The sequence below is a fragment of the Mucilaginibacter sp. KACC 22773 genome (genome assembly GCF_028736215.1).
Taxonomy (GTDB): Bacteria; Bacteroidota; Bacteroidia; order Sphingobacteriales; family Sphingobacteriaceae; genus Mucilaginibacter.
This window is the reverse complement of the sequence record NZ_CP117883.1, coordinates 595,939-620,928: the sequence shown is the minus strand read 5'-3', so window position 1 is coordinate 620,928 and position 24,990 is coordinate 595,939. Positions and strand designations below refer to the sequence as shown.

General features: G+C 41.9%; 18 protein-coding genes. 6 read left to right on the top strand and 12 right to left on the bottom strand.

All coding sequences use genetic code 11. The annotated features are described in order from the left end of the window. Positions 1-37 precede the first annotated feature (37 nt). The 8 genes from porN to PQ469_RS02595 all read right to left on the bottom strand — a co-directional run bounded on the left by porN (position 38) and on the right by PQ469_RS02595 (position 7,724). The gene (gene porN / locus PQ469_RS02630) at positions 38-1,018 is read right to left on the bottom strand and encodes a type IX secretion system ring subunit PorN/GldN (RefSeq protein WP_274211590.1); all 981 of its coding nucleotides are present in this window, start codon (positions 1,016-1,018) and stop codon (positions 38-40) included. A gap of 6 nt (positions 1,019-1,024) precedes the next feature. After that, a complete protein-coding gene (gene porM / locus PQ469_RS02625; protein WP_090642496.1) occupies positions 1,025-2,539 on the bottom strand; it encodes a type IX secretion system motor protein PorM/GldM in 1,515 nt (504 codons plus the stop codon). A gap of 37 nt (positions 2,540-2,576) precedes the next feature. Continuing rightward, on the bottom strand, positions 2,577-3,386 hold the full coding sequence (gene porL, locus PQ469_RS02620) for a type IX secretion system motor protein PorL/GldL (RefSeq protein WP_274211589.1): 810 nt from the start codon (positions 3,384-3,386) through the stop codon (positions 2,577-2,579). Between the two features lie 48 nt (positions 3,387-3,434). Next, positions 3,435-4,748, bottom strand: a complete 1,314-nt coding sequence (gene porK / locus PQ469_RS02615) for a T9SS ring complex lipoprotein PorK/GldK (protein WP_274211588.1) — start codon at positions 4,746-4,748, stop codon at positions 3,435-3,437. A 252-nt stretch (positions 4,749-5,000) separates the two neighbouring features. After that, a complete protein-coding gene (locus tag PQ469_RS02610) occupies positions 5,001-5,765 on the bottom strand; it encodes a uroporphyrinogen-III synthase (RefSeq protein ID WP_090642486.1) in 765 nt (254 codons plus the stop codon). Positions 5,766-5,777: 12 nt separating this feature from the next. Continuing rightward, positions 5,778-6,755, bottom strand: a complete 978-nt coding sequence (locus PQ469_RS02605; RefSeq protein WP_274211587.1) for a DUF4271 domain-containing protein — start codon at positions 6,753-6,755, stop codon at positions 5,778-5,780. A gap of 209 nt (positions 6,756-6,964) precedes the next feature. Further along, complete coding sequence (locus tag PQ469_RS02600; RefSeq protein ID WP_274211586.1) at positions 6,965-7,156, bottom strand: DUF8506 family protein; 192 nt, start codon at positions 7,154-7,156, stop codon at positions 6,965-6,967. Beyond that, a complete protein-coding gene (locus PQ469_RS02595; RefSeq protein ID WP_274211585.1) occupies positions 7,134-7,724 on the bottom strand; it encodes an ATPase in 591 nt (196 codons plus the stop codon). The genes PQ469_RS02600 and PQ469_RS02595 overlap by 23 nt, the downstream gene beginning before the upstream one ends. A gap of 146 nt (positions 7,725-7,870) precedes the next feature. Between PQ469_RS02595 and PQ469_RS02590 the strand changes: the two genes are divergently transcribed. After that, entirely contained in the window at positions 7,871-10,375 is a 2,505-nt protein-coding gene (locus tag PQ469_RS02590) for a mechanosensitive ion channel family protein (RefSeq protein ID WP_274211584.1), read from the top strand. A gap of 88 nt (positions 10,376-10,463) precedes the next feature. On the opposite strand, the gene PQ469_RS02585 is transcribed toward PQ469_RS02590, so the two are convergent. Together PQ469_RS02585 and PQ469_RS02580 are read right to left on the bottom strand one after the other, a co-directional pair. Then, positions 10,464-10,727 carry a hypothetical protein gene (locus PQ469_RS02585; protein ID WP_274211583.1) on the bottom strand — a complete coding sequence of 88 codons (264 nt, stop codon included), beginning with the start codon at positions 10,725-10,727 and terminating at the stop codon, positions 10,464-10,466. A gap of 12 nt (positions 10,728-10,739) precedes the next feature. Then, on the bottom strand, positions 10,740-15,326 hold the full coding sequence (locus PQ469_RS02580; protein WP_274211582.1) for a T9SS type A sorting domain-containing protein: 4,587 nt from the start codon (positions 15,324-15,326) through the stop codon (positions 10,740-10,742). 756 nt (positions 15,327-16,082) lie between these two features. On the opposite strand from PQ469_RS02580, the gene hemW reads away from it, so the two are divergent. The 4 genes from hemW to PQ469_RS02560 all read left to right on the top strand — a co-directional run bounded on the left by hemW (position 16,083) and on the right by PQ469_RS02560 (position 19,796). After that, a complete protein-coding gene (hemW, locus tag PQ469_RS02575) occupies positions 16,083-17,204 on the top strand; it encodes a radical SAM family heme chaperone HemW (RefSeq protein WP_274211581.1) in 1,122 nt (373 codons plus the stop codon). A 180-nt stretch (positions 17,205-17,384) separates the two neighbouring features. Then, positions 17,385-17,933: a fasciclin domain-containing protein gene (locus tag PQ469_RS02570; protein ID WP_274211580.1), complete on the top strand. Its 549-nt coding sequence runs from the start codon at positions 17,385-17,387 to the stop codon at positions 17,931-17,933. A gap of 231 nt (positions 17,934-18,164) precedes the next feature. Then, the gene (locus PQ469_RS02565) at positions 18,165-19,046 is read left to right on the top strand and encodes a cupin-like domain-containing protein (protein WP_274211579.1); all 882 of its coding nucleotides are present in this window, start codon (positions 18,165-18,167) and stop codon (positions 19,044-19,046) included. Positions 19,047-19,241: 195 nt separating this feature from the next. Then, positions 19,242-19,796, top strand: a complete 555-nt coding sequence (locus PQ469_RS02560) for a hypothetical protein (protein WP_274211578.1) — start codon at positions 19,242-19,244, stop codon at positions 19,794-19,796. Positions 19,797-19,896: 100 nt separating this feature from the next. Here the strand turns inward: PQ469_RS02560 and PQ469_RS02555 are convergent, their stop codons facing one another. Next, positions 19,897-20,874, bottom strand: coding sequence for a phytanoyl-CoA dioxygenase family protein (locus PQ469_RS02555; protein WP_274211577.1), 978 nt, complete (start codon positions 20,872-20,874; stop codon positions 19,897-19,899). A gap of 124 nt (positions 20,875-20,998) precedes the next feature. Between PQ469_RS02555 and PQ469_RS02550 the strand changes: the two genes are divergently transcribed. Next, positions 20,999-21,859 (top strand): AraC family transcriptional regulator, encoded by an 861-nt coding sequence (locus tag PQ469_RS02550; protein ID WP_274211576.1) that lies wholly within the window; start codon positions 20,999-21,001, stop codon positions 21,857-21,859. A gap of 281 nt (positions 21,860-22,140) precedes the next feature. On the opposite strand, the gene PQ469_RS02545 is transcribed toward PQ469_RS02550, so the two are convergent. After that, positions 22,141-24,867 (bottom strand): PAS domain S-box protein, encoded by a 2,727-nt coding sequence (locus tag PQ469_RS02545; RefSeq protein ID WP_274211575.1) that lies wholly within the window; start codon positions 24,865-24,867, stop codon positions 22,141-22,143. Between the last annotated feature and the right edge of the window lie 123 nt (positions 24,868-24,990).

The window sequence follows — 24,990 nt, the reverse complement described above, 5'->3', positions numbered from 1 at the left end:
AGCTTTGACTTTTCACCTTTGAATTTTCATTTAACAATTAGTATTGCCAAAGATTAAGCTCCCAATCCATTAATGTCTTTTTTATTCTTTCCGATTCGTAAAGCTTGTCTATCCCCTGGGCGTAATCTTTCACACGCTCATCTTTATCATTGCTTTGTTTCACAATATAACTGGTAAAGATACGCTTCATGAAAACATCATCGAAACTTAAGCCTGTTGCATCGCTGGCGCGGCTAACAACCTCTTTGGTTGCAAGTATCTGGCGGGCTTCGGGAAAATAAATCCAAAAAGCCGGCTGATAATCCACATCTGCAGCACCTACACCCTTTGGTTTAACAAGCGGCGCTATCCCAATAATGCGCGGTTCAAAAATAGAGCGCTGGCGATCAAACACCCAATCTTCTTTTATACGATATTTGAGTACGCTATCGGGGTTAAATTCGCTGGCTACCATTGTAGATCCAATCTCATTGCCGTTGGCATCAAATTTCTTCACCACGCTGCTATCTGCACCGGATAAACGGCCCTTGGCCTGAGCCCCATTTAGCGGCGTACTGAAACTGTCGCCATTAATATCGTCCTTTTTACCCGGTGTTGGGTCATAAGCTGTTAGTTCGCCTGCCGTAATAGCATCCAGCAACACATCAATTAAACGGCGTTTTGGCGATGCAAGGTAAGTGTTCATTTTATCGCGTACATCAATTTCGCGCCATACCCTTTTAGCAAATGCTACGTCGCTTTCGCGCAGGTTGGGGTACGGGGTTACTTTCGCACTTAAAATGTTACTCTTTTTATAATAGCCATCAAGCGGCCTTTCAAAAGGCTTCATTGGCTTTTTGGTTGTATCCGGTGATGGCTGGCTGGCCACGGTATTTGAAGGCTGGGGCGGCGGCGGGGTAGCCCTCCGTCCTGCAGCAGCATTATTTGTTTTCCTGGGCGATTTCTTCGGTTGTTTTTTTTGCGCATAAGCGCCAACGCAGGCAATACAAAGCAAAACAATTAAAATTCTCTTTTTCATACGCGTTTAATTTGCGGATAATACAATAGCGTCCAGCCCGCGTGGCGTGCCGTCCGGCCCAACGGCCACAACATCTTTAAAAACAACTGTTGTACCCGGTGTAACAGTATTTAATGCCGATCTCATTGCACCGGTAAGTTCGCCGCTCGAGCCCGAATATATAATAGCATCCTGGCGTGGTTTTATAATTAATATGGTAAAACGTGTAACATTAAATTTAGCATCAAAATCAAAGTTGTCCAGTTTAGCAAAAAGCCTGTCCTGCGCCCTGATGTTGGCAGCGCTGGTTGTACCACCACTTTTGCCGCCAAACTGTGCTTTAGGATCTGGAATACGTTTTACCCGAAAATCAGAAGATCCTAAAACCATGCCCTTTTCGCCGGTAACGGTAATTTTCGCAGCGCCGACACTACTCACCCTAACCGTGTAATGACCGGCAGATCCACTGATAGAACCACCGCTCATGCTTACATTTAAGCTTGAAGTAGGTACACCCGGAGCCGATACCGATACCGGGTTGGACACGCCTATATACAACACGTTCATTTTATCGGGCGACACTACGGCCGATGGCCTTGCAACCATGTAGTCCTGAGAAAATGTATACCTTTTATCGGGGCCGCCATCAACTGCTTTAACAACCAATTCGCCACTCATAGTATGTTTGCCTTCGCCGCTTGCTGTAGTTGTATAAGTTCCAATACCATCTTTAGTCGGAACGGACGATCCCCCCACCGTGATAATTGGATTTGTATGCGAATCGTAAGCTGTTAAATAAATATCCGCTTTAAATTGCTGCCCGGCCAAAACGTAACTGCTTGGCGACACGGCTACAGCCCTGAATGCATTCAGCGTTACTTCGGCTTTATCAACGTTGCTGTATAATTTTTTAACCACTTCATTTTCGGCATTTTTTGTATCTGCCTGTATTTTGGCCAATGTGGTTATAGTTGCTCCCAATGGGATACCTTCGCCAAAGTAAGCTTGCTGCCATGTTTTTTGCTGCATCCCTACATTTGCTTTTGGCGCATCCGCATTTAAAGAAAAGTTTACGCCTTCGGCATCCTTGCCTAACAATTGCAGTAGTTTGGCACGGGTAGCTTCTATTTTTTCTTTTAAAACATCTGCCTTCTTGCCGTTGATCATCACTTCTGATGATATATCCAAATTGTCGCGTGCAGTAATATCATCAATCTCCTTATTGATACCGCCCCCCTTTTCAGTCAATTCAACTTTCAAATCATCGATGTATTTATTTAAGTCATCGGTCATTTTACTTGCCTCTTTTGCCGCGTTAAGATATTTAGCTTTATCAGGCTGAGCTTTTATTTTTGTTTCAAATGAATTATAAGTTTGCTGTAAACTGGAGTTTACATTCTTGGTAGATGCATCCAAACTTTTGGTAATATTTTTAAAAGCATCCAATAGGTTCTCTGGTACGTTTAGCGCAATTAAGCCTAAAAGCACCAGGTATAAGATACCTATCATTCGCTGTCTTGGGGTTTCCTTACCTCCGGCCATCTATATAAATCTTAGCTTTTAAAAAATCTGTTTATAATTAACTAACACGCGGCTGGTTCATCGCAGTAAGCATGTTGCCATATATAGCATTCAATGACCCCAGGTTTTTAGCTAAACGGCCAACCTCTTCCTTAAACTGTTTGGAATCATCTAACGATTCGTTAAAGTTGTTCATGGTTAAGGCCATATTTTGATAAAACTTGCTCATTGATTTTAAATGCGCGTTTGAATCCTGTAATTCCAGTTCATACACCGCGTTTAACGAACCCAAGTTTTTGGCCAGTTTATTTACCTGTTCATGGTACGCCTTTGAATCTACATTGGTATCAGCCATTTCGGCTAAATTGGCAGATGCTTTTTCGAATGCAGCACTCAGGTTATCATAACTTGCGGTTGCTGTTTTTACTTTAGCGGTAAAAGCTATAGTGGCTTCGCCAGCATCGGTTACCTTTGATATCGCTGCAACTTTATCGCCAAAGGTTCTTAAACCATCACCTAAGCTGCGTACCAGATCGGGCCCTATCTTGGCATCTTCAAGCATTTTATCCAGGGCAGCGGTGGTATTTGTTGCACCTATAGCACCCGGATGCGATGATGATTTGGGCAATTCGCCCTGAAAATCCTCATTCAGCTCGGGGTATACACGTACCCAGTCAACCTCTTTATCTTCGCGTTGTAAACCCAAAATAAAAAAAAGTATGGCCTCGGTGCCTAAGCCCGCAGTGATAAATTCAGAAGCGAATTTCCAGTGTTGTATTTTAAATAACAAACCAATGATAACTACCGTTGCACCGATTGAAATAATGTTTCCTATTCCAAATGGTTTTTTCTTTCCAGTTCCAGCCATAATAATCAGAAATAACTTTGTTTAGATGATTTTACGTTTTTGTTTTGTTTATCGTTTGTCTTTGATATCCCGGCCCAGGTAACTTGTAACGCAGCGGAAACCGATGTATGATTTTGCGGTGTCCTGGTACTCGTAGGTACGGGTAGAGTTTTGAAGGAAGTAACCGATATCTTTCCATGATCCGCCCCGTACAACTTTACGTTTAAGCACTTCGGGATCAGAAGACTTTGCCTCAACGGCGAAGGTTGGTGCAAGGTCATGTACAAATGTTGAAGCAGATTCGTCAAAGGCAGATGATGTCCATTCTGCTACGTTGCCGGCCATATTATATAAGCCGTAATCATTAGGGAAATACGAACGCACGTTTACTGTGTAAGCGCCGCCATCATCGGTATAATTACCGCGGCCTGGTTTAAAGTTGGCCAATAAACAGCCTTTAGCATTTTTTATGTAAGGGCCACCCCATGGATAATCGGTACCTAACCTGCCACCGCGGGCCGCATATTCAAATTCGCCTTCTGTAGGTAAGCGGTAATCGGCGCGTGGGGGTAAATGTCTTGAATTTTTATAAGCCTCATTGTAGCGGGTACGCCAAACAGTGAAAGCCCTTGCCTGTCTCCAGGTAACGCCTACTACAGGATAGTTGCGAAAAGCCGGATGCGAGAAATAAGCCTCGACCATTGGCTCATTGGCGGCATATGAAAAATCACTTAGCCATACCAATGTATCGGGGTATACGGTAACGGTATCGCGCAAAATGAAATCCGAACGCCTTGATTTTGGATCGTTGCGGTGGTTTGCGGCATCACGCAGTACCATTAGTGCGTAATTGTATTTTAACAGCCGTACATCAATCTCGTCGCGGTCAAAAACACGGTCTTCATTCTGGTAAAACATACCCTGAAGTTTCGATCTGTTGCTCGCAGCGCCCTTTCTATTGCTCCAAACCGGGTTCTTTTTTACATAAGCCCAGTTAATATATTTTTTGCCGCTTGCATTGGCCGGACGGCCACCTTTGGACTGCATGTAATATTTATTATCATTTACGTAATTGGTAATAGCGATAGAATCGCGTACCCAAAACACAAATTTTTTGTATTGGCTGTTGGTAATTTCGGTTTGGTCCATAAAAAACGGCGCCTCGGTTACCTGTTTTGGCTGCGCTGTTTGGGCAAAGGTTACGTCCTGATCGGTTTGCCCCATCATAAATGAACCACCTGGAATATAAACCATACCGTAAGGTACTTCGGCCTTAAAGGAACGCTGCGGCACGCCGGCTACTTCCCCCCTGTCGCCGCCACTACCGCAACCGCTTAATACACCACCAGCTAAAACAACTATTAAAAAGTATATCTGCTTCATTTTAAAATCAAAAATCAGTTATAAAAATATAACATTATAAGACCCCCGAATATATCAAATTTGCTTTACCGTGCCAAAAAACATTTGAATTAAGCAATAAAAAGCCCTTTTAAATGCCAACGGCATTGTTTTATCAATAAATTACAGTGTAAAAAACAATGAACTGACTAACTACTTAGATGTAAATTAGATGTCACTAATACGCTATTGCCGACAAAAATGTTTCAAACTGATAAATAAATTTCCTTTTTTTTATTTATTTACCAATTTACAATATTGTTCGATAGCCATTGTCATTGAAGGAGCAGCCGGTGTTGGGGCCGGAATATCGAGAATCAAACCAGCCTCGAGCACTGCTTTATGTGTAGTTGCGCCAAAGGCTGCTATGCGTGTATTGTTCTGTTTAAAATCGGGAAAATTTTTATAGAGCGACTGAATGCTTGACGGGCTGAAGAAAGCGATAACGTCATAAAATACTTCGGCCAGGTCTGAAAGATCGCTGCAAACGGTGCGAAAAAGCACTGCAGGGGTAAAATTATAACCATTCTCCAACAAAAAGCGCTGGGTTTCTTCGGCGGCCACATCTGAGCAGGGATAAAGGAATTTTTCGGCAGAATGTTTCTTTAACACTTCAGCCAGGTCGGCTGCAGTTTGCTTACCAAAAAAGATTTTGCGTTTGCGGTACTGTATATATTTTTGCAGGTAAAGCGCAATGGTTTCTGATAAACAGAAGTATTTCATTTCTACCGGCACCTCAAAACGCATCTCTTCGCAAATGCGGAAGAAATGGTCGGCAGAGTTGCGGCTGGTAAAAATAACCGCGGTAAAATCACCCAGGTTAATTTTTTCCTTCCTGAAATCCTTTGCCGGTACGCCCTCAACATGAATAAATGATCTGAAATCAATTTTCAAGTTCAGCTTTTTTGCCAGCTCGGCGTACGGATTTTTGTCGTTTTCGGGTTTTGATAAAGTAACTAATATACTTTTAACCTTTTTCTTTCTGTCTTCCAAGTCAATTCTTTTAACTACCTAAATCCTAATGTTTAATGCCTTTATCAAAATTAAAATAGGGCAAATTTCGAGGGCACAAAGATACGTAAATAAATAAAATTTGTGAAATCTAAAAGTAGAAATTATGCTTACGCTACTTCTGAGGTACTGCCATAAAAAAATAACAATAACAACGATGATTGTAAGGTTGAGCAATATGGGTATATACTGCACGCCCAACATGCTAAAACATATTACCACCGGTAAAAACACAAAAGCGATATTAAAGTAAGTAAGGTGCAAGATGTTCAGGTATTCGTTTACCAGTTTATTGATATCAAACACAAAGCCCAGCAGCTTAAGCACTACAAATTTAAGGGCAAATAAAGCGATAACACCTATTGTGAGCAGGACGAACAGCCTGCTGCCGCTTACTACATAATAAACACCCTTAAAAGCAGCCAGCTGATACAAAAACAGGCTAAAAGTTAAGCAGAAAAGCAAAAACAACCCCAAAAAAGCCCATAGGCTTACTACCCCCTCTTCTTTGCCGGCCTGCGATAAAACGCGCTTGCTATAAAATGACTGCCATACAAAATTTACATCGCTGTGGAGCGTGATATTTAGTATTGCTGTATATAGCAGCAGGCAAATAATAATGGCAATAATCCAGGGGTCGCGCTGCGGGCGGCTAAGGCCATCCCTTACCCTGCCTTTTGTTTTTAAATGAATATCTAAAAAGCCATACCCTTTATATTGGGTATGCGCAAGTATGCTATCAGTAAATTCGCTGGTAGTGGTTGAATCGGGTATCCGGATGAAACGCATTGCCATGGAGTCGGCCACAAAAAGCTTCCGGGCCTGCATGGCGTTAGCCACAGAATCGAGCAGGGAATTGCCGCCAATGCTGATATGCCTGTAGGACGGGGCCTTGCGGCCCGCCGAAGTGTCCTGCTGGCTAAAGGCGGCAAAGACAACGCACCACGTTAACAAAAAACTCAAGGCAGCTAAACGCATCTAAAAATCGACCCATTAAAATTCGCTGCAAAATTAAGGTAATAATTGGTTGTTTTGTAATGCCCGGTAATTAAAGATAAACGTTGCCTGATCGTAGCCATAGCAGTCAAAAAAACAGGAACCTGGGCTTGCTTTTTTTAACGGTGACACGTTTAAATACGGTCTGGGTCTGGCAAAGAGCAAAAAAACCAATACAGCGCCGGAAGTAATTATTTAGGCAGTTTTTTTAACAACTCTTTTGCAGGAACAGCTTTAAAGCCGTCTCTATCATCGCCAACAATGAGGCTTCTGTCATTCAAAGCGGCGTTTTCAACCAATTTACGGTTAGCCCTTTTCAAACCCTCCATAACCTTTGATGACAATTCATCAATATCCATATTAGTATTTGCTTTCGTTATCATCGCTTTGCTTTAAAATAGTACTCCAAATATCGGCTTTTATTATACTTGTTTCAAACCGAAGCCCACCCCTGGCAACAAATATCGGTTCAACATTTGTATTATTGACAACCAGCCACTTGTCGCAGATGGGAATATATAGTTGTATCAAATTTTTTAATCCCCCGTAATATCTGCGAATTATCACATCTTTGGGTATATTATGCCCTCCCTCGCTTACCCGTAAGGCTACCCGTTGCATCGCCATTTGAGGCGATTTTAACCAAAAATAAAGCGGGGTTACATTATACCCGTTTTGCTGAACTTTTTTTATCATCGATACATAACTTCTGGTGGATAATGTTGTTTCGATGGCAAAATCAACCTTCTGCTTTAAAAGTTCATCAATACGTTGTAACATAATCCTACCTGCCCCCAAAGCCACGCTTTCGGGGCTAAACGGCGAAATCCCTGCCGCAATATTATCGGCATTAACAAACTCGTAACAGTTAAGCAGTTCGGGTAAAACAGTGTAACTTGCCGTTGTTTTACCAGCACCATTGCAACCCGCAATAATATATAAATTTGGCATTAGACTAAAAATAATAAAGATAGACCCAAAAAAAACACATTTGGGCTATTAATTCCGTTATTGTTATAATTGCCCAATTAGCTGCAGCGTTAAAACAATTTGGTTGCCGGCTATACTTCAACAACATCTATTGCGTATAATTGATAATGCAAAACCTATTTAAAACCATCTGTTTATTTTTGATCGCCGCGCTGGCGTTTAACCAGGATTGCCCTGCACAGGTAAAAAAAAAGAAGGGGCACTTATCGGTAAGAGATTCTTTGAGGCAGAAGGTTTTGCGAAGGGACTCCGTAATCCGGTCGTTCAAGAATGTAGATGGCTCGGTAAATATGCTGCTTGGCAAAATTGAAGATTATACCACCTCATACGTCGAGACCAATTCCGACCTGTCGCGCGGGTTTGATACTTTAGAGATTAGCCAGGAATTACCAACATTAGAAAAACGGATGGCCTTGATGCGTAATGCTATTGACCGCTCATCTACTTTAGGAAACCTGGTTACCATAAGAGATATCATTGATCATCTTAAAAACCAGATGGACTCCTGGGAAGATCAGGTAACCATTTACAATAATCAGCTTGATGCCATTCATGGTAAGATAGCCGACTTTAAAGCGGATACCGTTTTGCGAAATGCCCCATCCGATAGCAGCCTGAGAGCTAAAACGATTGTGCAGGTGCAGGACCTGGATGCAAAATGGCAAACTTTAGATAGCAATGCAAAAAAATCCATGATCAGGATTGGCCTGCTCGAAAACAGGATATCGGCCCTCTCTATTTTGCTAATAGACCTTGACGACAGGATAGATTTAAAAATTCACGAGTTTACTGTTAAAGCGCTTACAAACGAATATGGCTTTATCTGGAACCCCCATAAAAGTAAAACACCGAATGACTTAGGCACTGCTTTTGCAAAAACCAGCCGCCTGGTTTCCCTGCTTTACGTTTACTTTATAACCAACAAATCTAATTACGTTGGGCACGTGGTAAACCTGTTGATACTGGTTGCTTTTTTTGCCTGGATATATAACAGCCGTAAAAAAATTGCCAGTTTAAACACCGGGTATAATGACATTTTTGAGCAAACAAATTATATTGTCAAGCATCCTTATCTATCAACACTAACCGTTTTTGCCATTATATCTCCTTATCTGTATGATCATGCTACACTGGCATTTGCACATACTATGTTTTTGATTATGATGGCAAGCATTGGTATTTTAATTAAAAACAACTGGCCACGGCCGCTATATAAATTTTATGTTGTTTTGTTTACAGCTGCCATATTTTTGTGCGCAAGCAGTTTAATGGTGCTTATTACCTATCCCGACAGGATTATGCTGCTCATATTATCTTCGCTGGTTATTTATTACTCGTTGCAATTTCTTAAGGATGTAAAAAGGAATAAAGAAGAGTACCCTCCATACACGCTCCGGGCTATACAGATATTTATTGCGTTACATATTTTTTCGGTATTGTTAAACATTGCCGGGCGGTTTAGCCTGGCCAAATTATTAGCTGTAACCGCTACTTTAAACCTATGCCTGGCTATGGGCTTCTATTTACTGTTTCAAATATTAATGGAAAGTTTGTTTTTGCAGTTAGAGGGCAATAAAAAAACGGAAAACAGCTTAACCTCTTTTCTTGATTTTAAGGAGCTGCAGAAAAAGTCAAAAGGTTTTTTGATTAAAATAACCGGAATATTATGGCTGGTGGCTTTAGCTAAAAACCTAACCATCGACGATTATATATACGACCAGGTTAATGATTTTTTAAACTCGCCGCACCAGGTAAGCAGCACAGCTTTCACTTTTCGCAGTATACTGGTGTTTGTAATTGTAATCTGGATTTCGGGGTTGATAGCCCGGGTAATAAGCTACTTTTATGATTTTGCCGGCCAGCAAACCAAACTAACACCACAAGCTAAAAAAACCAGGTCGTCTATATTACTTATCAGGTTAACCATTTTTGTTGTGGGCTTTTTTGTGGCCATAACCGCCGCGGGCATCCCAATGGATAGGGTAACCATTATTATTGGCGCTTTGGGCGTTGGTATAGGCTTTGGTTTGCAAAACATAGTAAACAACCTGGTATCGGGTGTAATACTTGCTTTTGAAAAGCCTGTACAGGTAGGCGATATTATTGAAGTAAGCGGCAAATCGGGCACAATTAAAGAAATTGGAATCCGATCGAGTAAAATTGAATGCGGCGATGGATCTGAACTTATTGTTCCTAATGGCGACCTTATTTCCCAACACGTGGTAAACTGGACTTTAAGTAACAATAACCGCCGTGTTGAGCTAATTATCCGGGTGGCTTACGGAACAGACGTGGTAAAGGCCGAGCAAATACTTAAAACTATCATTGAGGGCAATGACGACATTATGAAAACCCCGGCGCCTTCTGTTTTTCTTTATAATTTCAGCGATACAGCTATCGAATTCCGGGCCTGGTTCTGGGCGGCCGAAATATCGAAATGGCTTAGTTTGAAAAGCAGTGTAATGCGTGCTATTTATATTGAATTTGATAAAGAGGGGATAGAAATACCAAAGGGACAAAAAGACATCCAGGTTAATTTTCCTGGCAACTTTGATAACCAGGCCCCACCAAACCAGGCAGGCGGTGCGGCGGTGCCCTCCCAGGGTCATTAAAATGATATGTTTAAATTTGTGTGGGTTAACAAAGCTTATTTTATTAAGCCCGTTAAAAAAATGGCCGGATTATTACGGTTTTCTGATCCTATTTTTCGTTGTTACTGATAACCCTATCGTACCCGCCTGCGGATTTGCCTTTGCGCTGTAAATAAATTACGGTAAATAAGCACGTTGCTATAACAAGTAAAAAAACCCAGGTATCAAGCGGGCAAGCTATATCATAGGGGTCCTGGCCGCCACAACCTTCATCGGCTTGGCCCCTACTGATGAGTGGACTTACCAACAGAAGTGAAAATATTAATATCCTTTTTAAGCTATTTAAACTAAACCTGCCTCTTTCCATCTTCATTTATTAAGGTTTTTACTTCTTTACAAACTTTGCTTTACCTAACGAATTACCACCGGCATCTTTCAGTTCAACAATGTAAACGCCAGGTATAAACTGCGACACATTTTCACTCCAGGTATCTTTAACAGATGTTTTTTGAACTACAAGCGCCCCGGTTATATCATAAATATTTAATTTATAGGCTGTTGGAACCGTTGTAATTTTGCCGTTGGTAACATTTACATTTAAAGTCTCGGCTGTTGGATTTGGATAAACACTAAACATATCCGCGTTTCCATTTTTATCAAAATAGATGCTTACGGGGTTTGAGTAGGAAATATTGCCAAATAAATCAACCTGTTTTAACCTGTAAACGTTATTGCCTGTGTTAGGTAACTTATCGGTGTATTTATAAATAGTACCGCCATTGCTTTGTACCTGGTAAACAGGAGCATAACCGCTGCCATCGGCTTCTTGTTTTTCTACAGTAAAAAAATAATTGCTGCCCTCGTTATAAGTTCTCCAGGTAACTAAAACGCCGTCAGTAGCTTTTTGAGCGGTGAAGGTAACTAACTGATATTTTGATGCCGGTTGCTGCTGAACAGATAACTCAAAGCGGCTGCCCCCAAAAGTAGCCGTATCCGCAGTTACAATATTAAAGGCATATGATTTGTATCTGCCTATATCAAGCGAGTCTTTCTTGAAATGATCAATCAGGTAAAATTTATACTGTACGGTGTCGGTATTAATATCAACCAGGTCAAGGTTATAAAGACCGCTTGCAGTGGCCCTCACAAACAGTTTGACCTTTTTCCCGGTCTCCTTATAATCGGCAAGCTGGTTTATTGATGTCCTTACGCCATCTGCAGAATAGCTGGATAGGTATACCTTAGGCGATGCTCCATCTAAATCAAGGGCATCTTCGGTGTTGTGAAACTTATCATCCCACTCTTTGGCAAAGTATATACCACATTGTGTATTTACCATACTATCTTTAGTAAGCTGTAAATGCATACCGGCAGGGGTATTTTCCCGGGCAGGCGTACTAAAAGATTTTTTTAACATCCTGATATCGTTTTTAGTACTCATCAGTAAAGCCGGGGTGGTTGATTTGGTTATGGCGGGATAGCTTACCTTTTGGTCTTCTTTAAAAGTTGCGGTTTGCCCGGTTGCTGTGGCATCTATGATAAAGCCCTGTCCGCTCACAATATATTTACTGGCTTTGGTATTTGATGTTGTATGAGTTAAAGCATTATAGGAGATATAAGTTTGTGCCGGCTGGCTCATTTCCCAAAAAATAGGGCTTATAAGGCTGGGTGTAAGTAAATTATCGGCATAAAACACATCAAGGCTAATGGTGCTTGCGTACGGGTTGCCCACCTGGTTATAGCCCGGCAATATAGCGCCGGTACCGGTATGGTAAGGTATTGATGTGCTGTTGGTATTCCAGAATTTTACCGGTACATTTCCCTGGTTTAAATAACCTATTGCTGTAATGGTTGTATTTTCGGGCGTACGCACTGCCGATGCGGTTTGCGTGCTGCTGTTATCGCCAATAAAAAAGAATAAAAAGCTGTTGCCTACAGGTATGGTTACCCCAGTGGTTAAAACAGCAGGATAACCTGAACTGGTTGTTACCCCGGTTGCTGTAATATCATATACCCCTACGTTTTTGCCCGAAACATAGGAGTTAGAATTATTTGTAGTTAAGGCTTCGTTATAAAGATATAATGAGGGATTCCCATTAAAAACAAAAAAACCGGTACCCTGCCCGCCTGTTAAAGCGCCCCGGTACGTAACGCCGCCAAAAGTTTGCGATGTACTGATATAACTAAGGCCGATGTTGCCCGCGCCCGAAGTATTGGAGCTGATATTAACCGGCGGCGACATCAGGCGGTACCCTCTGAACCCGGCGCCGCCTGTAAGATAGCGTTGCGCGTTTACGTTGCCGGTAATAACAGCGCCGGTAGGTATTTGGGCCACGGTAGCTGTTGACGAGGCATTAGACATTAAAGTTAATACCCCGCCGGCATCAAGTTTTGTGGTGGCATTGGCCATGGTAAGCGTACCGGTGCTGGCTACAGCAAAGCCACCCGAACCAGACATGGTTTTGGCATTGGATAACGATGTGCCGCTAAAATTCACGTTGCTAAAAACGGTACCTGCGGAGCTTAAATCGCTCAGGGACTGTGCAGCCGAGCCGTTAAAATAAGTTGTACCGGTACTTTGTGAGTACACGCCGCCCGAATTATTGGTATAGTTGCCGGCGATGCTTAAATTGCCCGATCCTAAGGCAAGTGTACCGCCGCTGTTGTTGGTGACGTTGCCGCCAATAGTTATCGGACCGCTGTCTTGCGTTACCGTTGTAGAGTTTGTCCAGTTACCGGTGACATTTACAGTGGGGTCATTTGTATTTAAATCAACCGCGGCGCTGGTGGTAGTTAAATCGCCGCTGACTGATAGCGTGCTTCCAAGTACCGTTTTAACACCCGAGCCGGATGTTTTTAAGTTATAGTACGACACCCCGTTAGTCAGATTACCCGTACCGGAGCCCGATGCACCGGTAATGGTTGCGGTGGTATAAATGGTTTGGTTGGCTCCGGCATACTCAACCGTTGCGCCCGCATTATTAAATGACATTACGTTCGTCCCCAATGAGGATAATGCGCTTAACGCAGACGGTCCGATCAACTTTAATGTGCCCGTACCACTTATACTCACGGTTGAGGTATTATCAATCTGCGTTAAATTTTGGGCGGTTTGATTAGACGATGCGATACTGTTCGCGCTTACGATACCACTTATAATGCTTATTTTGGCATCAAAGTTTCTTTGACCGTTATCAAGGGTCGAAAGTAAGTTAATATTGCCCGTTATAGTCATCTGCGGTATAGATGTTGTGAACGAAAATGGGGTGTTATTGGCTTTTGGCAAGCTATAATCGCCAATATTTAATGCACCTGTTACCGTTAATGAACCCGTTCCGGATAAGGTTAACGAATAGGTGCTGCCATTGGTGCTGTTAACGCCAAGCGATGCAGTTACAGTTACATCGCCATTAACTGTAAAAGGGGTGTTTACGGCAAAAGTTGTGTATTGAGAATTATCAGTGCCAAAGATTATACTACCTACAGAGGTAGCAGCTGATGACACCGGTATTATTGGATAAAATTTGCTCCCCGATAAAGCAACAACACCAATGCGTGCGGCATCAATAGATGTTGGTACGGTGCTTGAGCTCCAGTTACTTGTATTGTTCCAATCGGTGCTTGTGCTACCCGTCCAGTCATATGTTTTCACTACCCCAACCGTGGCGCCTGTTGTTGACGCGCCGTTATAAGGAAAAAATCCGCTGGTATAAAAGCTTTGAAAATTATCGGCAGCTGCGGTACTTACAGAGTAAGTGATACTGGTAGGCGCAGATGAACTAAAAGTACTTAGCGCCTGTGCAACAAGAAAATAATTAATTACATTTACCGTAGTACCATCGGTATTGCCTGCCGAATAATAATATTCGGACGTGGGCAATGTCATTTGCGAGGTGTTAGTGCTATTCATGCTTACACCCGTTACCAGTGATGTTCCTGTTGCAGCTGAAAGCACACTATTAGTAGTTTTAAAAAGGGCACCACTCGAAAATATGAGTTGCCCGTTTGTTGTCGAATTGAACCGCAACATCCCAAAATTGATATCTCCCCTAATGTTCGCGTTTACACCATACGGTATAACATTGACCTGCCCCGGAGAGATAGTGGAAGAAATGCCGTTAGCAGTGCTTGTAATGGGGATATACTCCACTTTTTGCTGGTAAAAATTAAAGTTATCCCACTGAAAACGGTTGGCGGCCGAAGTTGAAGATTCCAGGTACGAAAAATTATAGGTATTTAAATCAACACCACTTACGGTGGTGCCTACGTTGGTTGGCCCCGAAGTAGTGGTGACTCCGGTAGATCTGTTTAAAATATAAATGTAATAATAGCCGATAACCGACTTTACAATACGTACCTGGTAAGTTGTTGTACTACTGTTTGGCATCGATACGGTTGCATAGTTTGTGACCTGGTTATTGGCAGTACCATATTTAAGTCTTAAAACCAGGTTACCATTATATTGGGTAACGTACAGGCCTTTGGTGTAATCAGTAGCGCTGTTAGCAGTATAAGTATTTGCAATGAGCCAATAACGCCAGGAATCTGTAGCCGATGAACTGCTTGCCGCCATGGTGACGGAGTTATCGGCAGTTGCGGCACCGGTTACATTCTTGTAATCAAACTCCCATTCGTAGGTTCGGCCCGACATGCTAAGCGCTGCAGCAGAGCTTCCGTTGCTCATGAAATTCCAACGAAGGTAACCAACAGCGCCCAGGGCTAATGAAGATAAGCTTTTAGAAGAATTTAAGGATGAGCTTGAAACCAAATCAATAGTAGCCGATGACGAATTCCGGGTAGAGCCCGCCGCCGGTAAAAATGTTGACACCGTACCGGCAGTGGCCGACTCCAAGCTGTTATAGTAATATTGCCTCGGGGTATTAGTTCCATCGTAGTATTCTTGCGCAACAGCCATATGGGCAATGAAAACAATACATACTATCCATAAAGATTTAAGTAAGGTTATTTTCATATAAAAATAATTAATAAAGTCATGGTAAAAATCAGGGGTGCGGCGCACTTTTGAAAACCTCAATAGTCTTGATACGTAAAACATTGGTAATAAGGTTTCTTTTGCAAAAGAAAAATTTATTGAAAATACCATGAAAAATTGTTTTTCGCTGATTTTAAGGGAGAAATATTTCTTGTAGGGAAACCAATAGCGATAAAACAGGCTTAAGCAAAAGAAAATGCCCAATAGTTACAAAAATATCACTCATTGACAATTTCTTTTATTTTACGACTTATTATTTTAACCAAAAAAAGTTAGTGCAATGTATTTTAATACAGATTTCCTGTTTATTTACTGTATATTTAATAGTTTATAGCAAAAAGGTAAATATAGTTGGGAATAACTATTCCGAAACACCCATTTTATTAGCGATGAAAAGCAATAAAAGATTAAAAATTTGCCAATACGGCATATACGCCAATTAATGCCAGGCATTATTCCCATCCTGAAATAATGAGTGAATAACAAACAGCCTCCCGATATTTAAGCTGGATTGGCTAAAGCCTTGGTATTTTAATTATTAGTCCGTTGATTAAAGTCAACGGCAATGATTTTTGTATCACACGTAAATATTCTCAATCAAATTTAAACTGCTCCCAAGAAATCCATAATTGCGTTTACCTTTGCCCTGTTTTGCATTGCTCTAAAAGTTTACAAAAAACCAAAGGCAAATGGACAAAGCTTTAAGCTAACAGCAATTTACCATCAATTTAAAACATGGCCGGCATCTACATACATATCCCCTTTTGCAAACAAGCTTGCCATTACTGCGATTTCCATTTCAGCACCTCGCCGCAATATAAGAATGAGCTGGTGCAGGCATTGGTAAGCGAGATTAAACTGCAAAAAAGCTACCTGAATGGCGAAACCGTAGAAACCATCTATTTTGGAGGCGGCACTCCGTCTGTTTTGGAGGCCGACGAGATCCACCTGCTTATTAACACGATTACCCAACTGCATACAGTTGCCTCCAACGCCGAAATTACACTGGAAGCCAATCCCGACGACCTGGATGTTGCCAAAGTGAAAGCCCTGCGCCAAACAGATGTAAACCGTTTCAGCATTGGCATCCAATCGTTTTTTGATGAAGATTTAGTTTGGATGAACCGCGCCCATCGCGCCCGCGAATCCGAGTCGGCCGTAAAGCGGGTGCAGGATGCCGGCTTTGAAAATATAACAGCCGATTTAATTTACGGCTACCCATTGCTTACCGATACCAAGTGGAAGCAAAACCTGGATAAAATTTTTGAATTATTTATTCCGCACATATCCGCGTATTCCATGACTGTAGAACCGCAAACCGCGCTGGCAGCCTTCATCAGCAAAAAAAAGCAGCCGCCCATGAACGACCAGCAAAGCGCTGCCCAGTTTATGGTACTGATGCAAGCGATGGCCGATCATGGTTTTGAGCATTATGAAATATCAAATTTTGCCCTACCTGGTAAATATTCAAAACATAACTCCAACTACTGGCAGGGTATTAAATACCTGGGTATTGGCCCTTCGGCACACTCCTACAATGGTGAAGTAAGACAGTGGAACATTGCCAATAACGCTAAATATACTAAGGCCATCATAGCCGGTAAAATACCAGCCGAAACGGAAACCCTTACCGAAAATAACCGACTGAACGAATACATCATGACCTCTATCCGCACCATGTGGGGCCTTGATTTAAACAGGCTAAATAACATTGCCAAAGGCGCTACAGACCAACTGCATATTGAAGCCCGCGAATTTTTTGATAAAGAGTGGATTACCGAAAAGGATGGTATCATCTATCTTACAGCCACCGGCAAGCTATATGCCGATAATATAGCCGCTGGTCTGTTCTTTTAATTTACACTACCCTAAAATAGTGTAAGAAACCTTCCCCGCTGATAAAACCGTTTTTCAAAACTGGCCGTATCTTCCAATAAATAATAATTCAACTGTCAAGAGCTCGTGGCGGCTTGGTTATTAAAAACACAAACAATCAGGCGCGCAGGCGCCATTAAAAAAATTATAAAAATTACCGAAATGAAAAAATTAATTTTCGCAGCCCTTGTATTAGCAACTTTTGCAACAGCCCCCGCAGTACAGGCCCAAACCAAAATGGTAGGTGGCGCAGCAATGTATCCAACCAAAAACATTGTTGAAAATGCAGTTAACTCAAAAGACCATACAACTTTAGTTGCAGCTGTAAAAGCGGCTGGCTTGGTAGAAACATTGTCGTCAAAAGGCCCGTTCACCGTGTTTGCACCAACAAACGAAGCTTTTAACAAATTGCCTGCCGGTACAGTTGATAACCTGGTTAAACCCGAAAACAAGGCAACTTTAACTAAAATTTTAACTTACCACGTTGTTGCAGGCAAACTAAGCGCAGCCGATTTATGGGCAAAAGTTAAAGCAGGTATGGGCAAAGCCGAATTAACCACTGTAAGTGGCGGCAAATTAACTGTTATGGCAAAAGGCAAAAAATTATACCTGGTTGACGAAAAAGGCGCCCAGTCGTGGATTACTATTGCCGATGTTAACCAAAGCAATGGCGTTATACACGTAGTAAATACGGTTTTAATGCCTAACTAAGCATTTTTGAGTTTGTTATTTGCAGCCCATTTCAGTCAAAGTTCGTCGACTGGTGCAATGGTTTGTGAAATGATAACTTTAAAATAGACAAAGGCCGGAGCTAAAAAGCTTTGGCCTTTGTTTATTTTGACACCTGCCGGATACCTTTTGAAATTTTATTTCGTTCCTTTGTTTACTTTTGGGTAATATTAAAGATACCTAATTAAATTAGCACAACCGGAAGGTGATATTATGAGTTTTATACTTAACCCGATTGATACTGTTGAAAATATTTCTCCTGAGGATTTCAAGAAGAACTATTTAACCCCACGCCGCCCTTTGGTGATTAAAGGCCTCACAAAAACATGGCCTGCCCGCGAAAAATGGACTCCAGAATACCTAAAAGAGGTTGTTGGCAATAAGGTGGTGCCGTTGTACGATAACTCTAAAGCCGATCCATCAAAGCCGATTAACTCATCGGCTACCGAGATGCCTTTTGATGAATATATTGATCTGATACGCAGTAAACCAACGGAGCTGCGCATTTTCTTTTTTAATATTTTTAAGCAGGCGCCGCAATTATTAAATGATATTGTATTGCCTAAAGACCTCATGGGCGGCTTTTTGGAAAGCATGCCCGGCATGTTCTTCGGCGGATCAAACTCGGTAACGTTTTTACATTACGACATCGACCTGCCACATATTTTCCACACGCATTTTGGCGGCCGCAAGCATGTAATATTGTTTGAAAATAAATGGAAGCGCCGCCTGTACTGCATCCCTAACGCTACCTATGCGCTGGAGGACTATGATGTATTAAACCCCGATGTAAAAAAATTCCCAGCACTTGATGGTGTAGAAGGTACCGAAGTATTTTTGGAGCATGGCGATACCCTGTTTATGCCTACCGGCTATTGGCACTGGATGAAATATATTGATGGCTCCTACTCATTAAGCCTGCGCGCCTGGGATGCATCTATGACCCGCAAGGCCGCAAGTTTATACAACCTGGCTATTAAAGGCGGCGTAGATAGCCTGCTCAAGATGGCTTTTAAGGAAAAATACGCAAAATTCCGCGAGGGATTGGCTGTTAAATGGGCTAACAAAGAGTTGGCGGCGGGCAAGCCTTTTTGATTTCTGTTGCCGGGTTCGTGATGCGGGGCTCGGTTTTCTGAATAAAAATTATTTATAGCGGTGAGGTTTCTTCACCGCTATTTTTTTGCCATTCAGATAGTCCTCACAACTGTCCCGTCGCCTGTATCCTTAAAGACAACTTTCCACGGTCAATCGCTGCAATAATTTATATCTTTAAGGCAAATCTTATCCTCAATGATCGCTGATAAATTAAAACTTCATCTAGGTAATTATGTCAAAATAACGCGAACGGTAGCCCAGGGAGTCGACGAAGCAAGCAGCGGATATATTCTTAATTTTTCTGATAATCTTATTTTACTACACGAAGCAGGCGACTTTACATTGCAGGGATACAGTGTAATACCTGTTAAACAGGTAAAGAAAATACGGCATAACAAATTTGACAAGTGTTTTAAACAAATCATGATAGCCGAAGGCGAGGCGGATAAAGTAGGCATTAGCTATAAAATCGATTTGAGCAGCTGGCAATCCGTTTTTAAAAGTATACAAGCTACCAGGCTGAATGCTATTGTAGAGGTTGAAGATCCGGCCGACATTATTTTTAGCATAGGTCCAATCTTAAAAATCACCACAAAAAAAGTCCACATTGAGTATTTTGACGCCGAAGGTTTCATCTCAGACAACCCGGATAAAATTGATTTTGAGGATATAACCAAAGTAAAATTTGACGATAGGTATATTAACGTTTTCAGCAAGTACTTAAGAAAGAAAAAAGCTAAAAAGGAATAAATACCAATACGGCAAAAGTTGGCTGTGGGGACACAGCCAACGGAAAAGGAAAAGTTGGCTGCGAGGAAACAGCCAACGAAAACCAAAGCACATCATCCTTCTACCATCTCTCCAATCCCAGGAGCTTCTTTCCTAAATCAGATAATTCTGCAACCGGATTTTGCTTTTCGCGTTCCATCGGGTCGCCGGGGAAGGCGTAGCCTTGCATAGCTTCGCGGCTTCGCCAGCTATTAATGCGCCACTGCCTCAATTCTTCATTGTCTTCCTGAGCGGGCATCATAGCAATGTATTGGGCTATCCTTACTTTGTTATTACTGGTATTGGGGCGAATACCATGGGGCTGCAGGCTGTTAAATATCAGCAAGTCGCCGGCTTCCAGTTTCACCTTCTCTATCTCAAAGCCGGTAGTATCTGGTTTGTAATGATCTCTATCTGCGGGCTGGGTAAGTTTCCAGGTATCATAGGTACGGTACAATTCGGGGATGCACTGAAAACCGCCCATCGTCTCGTCAGTCTGGTCGGCCAGCGCAAGTACACCCTGTACGTTTTGCGGCCTGGTTTCGGGATCATAATCCCAATGGATAAAACCCTTGTATTCGAAACCTGGCTTAAGCGGAAAGTTCAGGTTAGCCCTGTCAATAGTAACCCAAAGTTTTTCGGTGCCCCAAATATCGGCAAATGCAGCATGAACCTTGGGGTACTGGCGATTATCCCACATCAATTGCTGGTTATAAATCTCAACCATACCCGTGTTATTCAGCTCGGTCATTTGCATTTGGGCGTTGGGCCTCTTATACCAGGTTTCTATATTATCGGCATCCTTGCCTTCATATTCCCACAGGTAAGCGGCCAGTTTGGCAACCTGTTCTTTAGGTACTGCATTTTTAATGATCACGTATCCATTGTCTACCCAAAACTTCCAGTCAGCTTCGCTGAGTATGTGCAATGGCTCGTTGTTCTTGCGTTCGTTGAGGCGTATGGTGCTTGTTTTTGCTGTAGACGGATTGCCAGGAATTTCTTTATGAGCGTTTTCCGGTCCGGGTGCCATAGTCATGGGTGCATCTGTTGTCTTCATCATTTGTATTGGTTTAATAATACAAATCTACCGCCCCTTGCAAAGGTGGCTATTCTTTGCAATGACCAATATTTGCTCTGTATTGACCAAATATGTATCTTTATTAAACATCAATGGATAATAAGGAATGGATAAAATACAATTGGAGGTAGTTGATTTTGAACCGGGCAAATCATTCAAGCTATTTTCGCCCAGGCTCCGCAATACCTTTTTATGGCATTACCACCCCGAATATGAATTGGTATACGTAGAAGCTGACACCGGGATAAGGCATGTTGGTTCGCACATATCAGGGTATACCCAAAGCGATTTGGTTTTAATCGGCAGTAATTTGCCTCATCTTAATTTTGATTACCGCCTCCGCAGCGAATATCACCAGATTGTTGTTCAATTGAGAGAAGATTTTTTGGGCACGGCCGTAAGCACAACGCCCGAGTTTACCCCCATCAACCAACTATTTAAAAAAGCAGCCAATGGCATTGCATTTCATGGCGAAACCAAAAGCATAGCCGTACAAAAGTTAAAGCAGTTGCCGACGTTAACCTCATTTGGCCAATTATTGGCGTTGATGGAGATTTTCCAGGTGCTGGCCAATTCTGACAAAATAACCATTTTAAATGATGAGGATATTAGCCTGCAATTTTTCTTGAAAGATAAAATCAGGATGGGTGCCGTGTATGAATACATCGGCGGTAATTACAACCGCCACCCCGATGTAAATGTGATAGCCGCCAAAGTAAACTTTACCACGGCCGCCTTTTGCAGGTACTTCAAAAAACAAACCAACATCACCTTCACCGATTTTGTAAACCAGTACCGCATTGATGTTGCCAAAAACCTGCTGATGCAGGATAAAAATGTAACCGAAGTGTGTTACGCTGTTGGCTTCGAAAGCTTATCCTACTTTAATAAACTATTCAATAAAATGGTGGGCCAAAATCCGTTGGATTTTAAGAAGAGTTGGGTGAGAAAACAACAATTACGCTGATAGTTTTTAATTCAGGATTCCTTGTATTTTTCCAATACCGTTTTAACCGCCGGCTGTATGCTCCAAACTCTTCAAGGGAAATTCTTTAAATATCCTTATTAGGGACACTAAGATAACTTTTTATTTTAAGGGTTAACTTAAACCCGCGGGAGATGCAATTATGCGTCTTTACTACCATTTGCAGTCATTATTTTTTTACAGTTGAGCTGGTGGGTACCCGCAAAGGCGGTCTGTTTTTTTTTAGACAGCTTCTGAGCTATTGTATAACGGGATATTGTAACTTATTTAACCGGCAATGAAAACCAAAAGGTGCTGCCGGCTCCGTATGCGCTATCAACCCACAGTTTTCCGCCATGCCGTTCGGTAATTTCTTTACAAATGTAAAGCCCTATTCCTAACCCGGCCATACTTGGATTAAGGTCCTCGACCCGGTAAAAGCGATTGAAAATATTCTTCTGCTTATCTGGTTTTATACCTATTCCCGAATCTTTAACTCCAATCTTAACTTCGCTGCCAAGATCTTCCAGTACAACGTCTACTTTTTTGCCGGCAGGTGAATATTTGATAGCATTGGTTAGCAGGTTAATAATCACCTGCTCAATCCTTTGAGGGTCGGCTGTTATAGTTAAAACATCTACGTTTGATTTAAAATTGATTTGATGGCTGATTTGCGCATCCTGAATGAGTTCGATCGCTTCTTCCACTATTCTTTTTATATTAAAATGCCGTTTGTTCAGCTCCAGCTTTCCAGCTTCAATTTTGGATACATCTAACAGATCAGATACAAGGGACGAAAGTTTTCTGACCTGCCGCACTGTTTTGGATACAAACCTTTTGCTTTTTTCATTGGTTTCTAACCGGTCTAAAATTTGCAGATATCCGGAAATACTGGTTAGCGGCGTTCTTAATTCATGGCTGGCCATCCCAATAAATTCGTCTTTCTTCAGGTTCAAATTTACCACCTCTTTATATAACCGGGCATTTTGCAAGGCAATTACGGCCTGCAGGGATATGGCCTGTAAAATAACTTCATGTTCCCTGGTAAACATACCGGCTTCTGCATGTACAAAGAAAAGGCCGGCAATAATATTTGCAGAACTTTCAGTTAACGGAACGCCCAGGTAACTTGCAACAGGCGGATGCCCGCGAGGCAGGTCTTTGCTGGCCAGGCTTACCTTGTTAATATCATCAATGCGTATAATAGCATTGCTTGTAAATGCGAAGTTAAACAACCACGAATTTGCTATAAAGTTAAACTGCTCAAATTCCTGCTTAGATGCGCCGGATGATGTACATAATGTATAAACTTCGCCGGTGGAGAGCTTACGGTCGGTATAAATAAAGGCACCAAATTGCGCGCCTGTTAATTGTGTGGTTATATCCGTAATTTTTTGTAAAATAACCTCCATGTCAAGGTCTTCCGAAATCGTTCTGCTTAAAGAATTAATCACTTCAAGATGCTCAGCATAACGTTGCGTTTTAAGCAAAGCTGTTTTTAAGGCGCTTATGTCGCGTGCTATTTTCGAGGCCCCAATTACTATACCGTTATCGTCTTTAATTGGCGATACTGAAAGTGAAATTGGTATGGGTTGCCCGCTTTTGGTTAGCCTAACAGTTTCAAAATGATCTACTCTGATGCCATTGGCCACATTCCGGATAATAATTTCTTCTTCCTGCAACCTGTCCTTGGGGATTAAAAAGGATATGTGTTTCCCTATCACTTCGTTCTCGGTATATCCAAAAGTTTTTTCGGCAGCTTTATTCCAGCTGGTAACGATGCCCTGCAGCGTTTTACTGATGATAGCGTCATCTGATGTATCTACAATTGCTGCCAGCATAGCTTGCTTTGCTCCGGCAATTTTTCTTTCGCTGATATCGCGGGCAATTTTAGATGCGCCGATAACATTGCCGCTTTTATCTTTAATCGGAGATACCGATAGTAAAATGGGGACGGTATCCCCGTCCTTTTTTATCCTTATCGTTTCAAAATGGTCGATACGGTTACCGGCCGAAATATTTTGTATTATAATTTCCTCTTCACTCAACCGGTCCTGTGGGATGATTAAAGAAATGTGTTTGCCAACAGCCTCGTCCTGCGAATAACCAAAAGTTTTTTCGGCAGATTTATTCCAGCTGGTTACAATGCCCTGCATATTTTTGTTGATTATAGCATCGTCAGATGTATCAACTATGGCCGATAATACGGCCTTTTTTTCATCGGCAGCATATACATCGGTAAGGTCCCGTGCAATTTTAGAAGCACCCGTTATTCGTCCGTCCTGGTCTCTTATCGCCGAAACAGAAAGCGAAATGGGGATTTCTTTTCCATATTTTGTTAACCGGTAGGTTTCAAAGTGGATTATCGCATTCCCCTTGGCTATATTATTTATTATCGTTTCTTCCTCGGCTATCCGGTTGGCGGGGATAATTATTGATATATGTTTACCAAGCGTTTCGGCCTCGGTATAACCAAACATTCTTTCTGCCGCCTTATTCCAGCTGGTAATAATTCCCTGGAGCGTTTTACTGATGATGGCATCGTCCGATGTATCAACTATAGCAGCCAGCATGGCCTGCTTTTGATCCATTTTTACTTGCCCGGTTATATCTATCAACGTGTTTATGCCGCCAATTAATGTCCCACTCAAGTCAAAACGAGGCACAGGATATGACAGCACATTTATCCTTGTACCGTCCTGCCTTTCAATAATTATTGGCTCTCCTTCAATGCAAACCCCCTCTTTAAGGCTACGGGCCATAGGGCATTCATCGGGTGCAATTGGTTCATTATCGTTATTTAATATTTTCGATGATCCACACCATAAATCTTTTCCTATATCCGGTTCGCGACCCCATAGTGTTGCAGCAGATTTATTGTAATCGGTGATGTATCCAAGGTTGTCGCATGCATAAACAGCTACCGGTAAATAGTCCAGAACATCAGATGCCTGCAGGCTGTTACTAACATCACTGAACTTGCCCGAAACCTGGAATCTTTTTATGCTCATAATTAGTTGTAAGAGGAAACACTTATGCGCAAAATTTGTTCTGCAATTTTAGCCCCTTTTTGTAAAACAAAGTTGTGTGAATGTAAGTATAATTAACCGTTAAATTATTATACCCAAGTGATT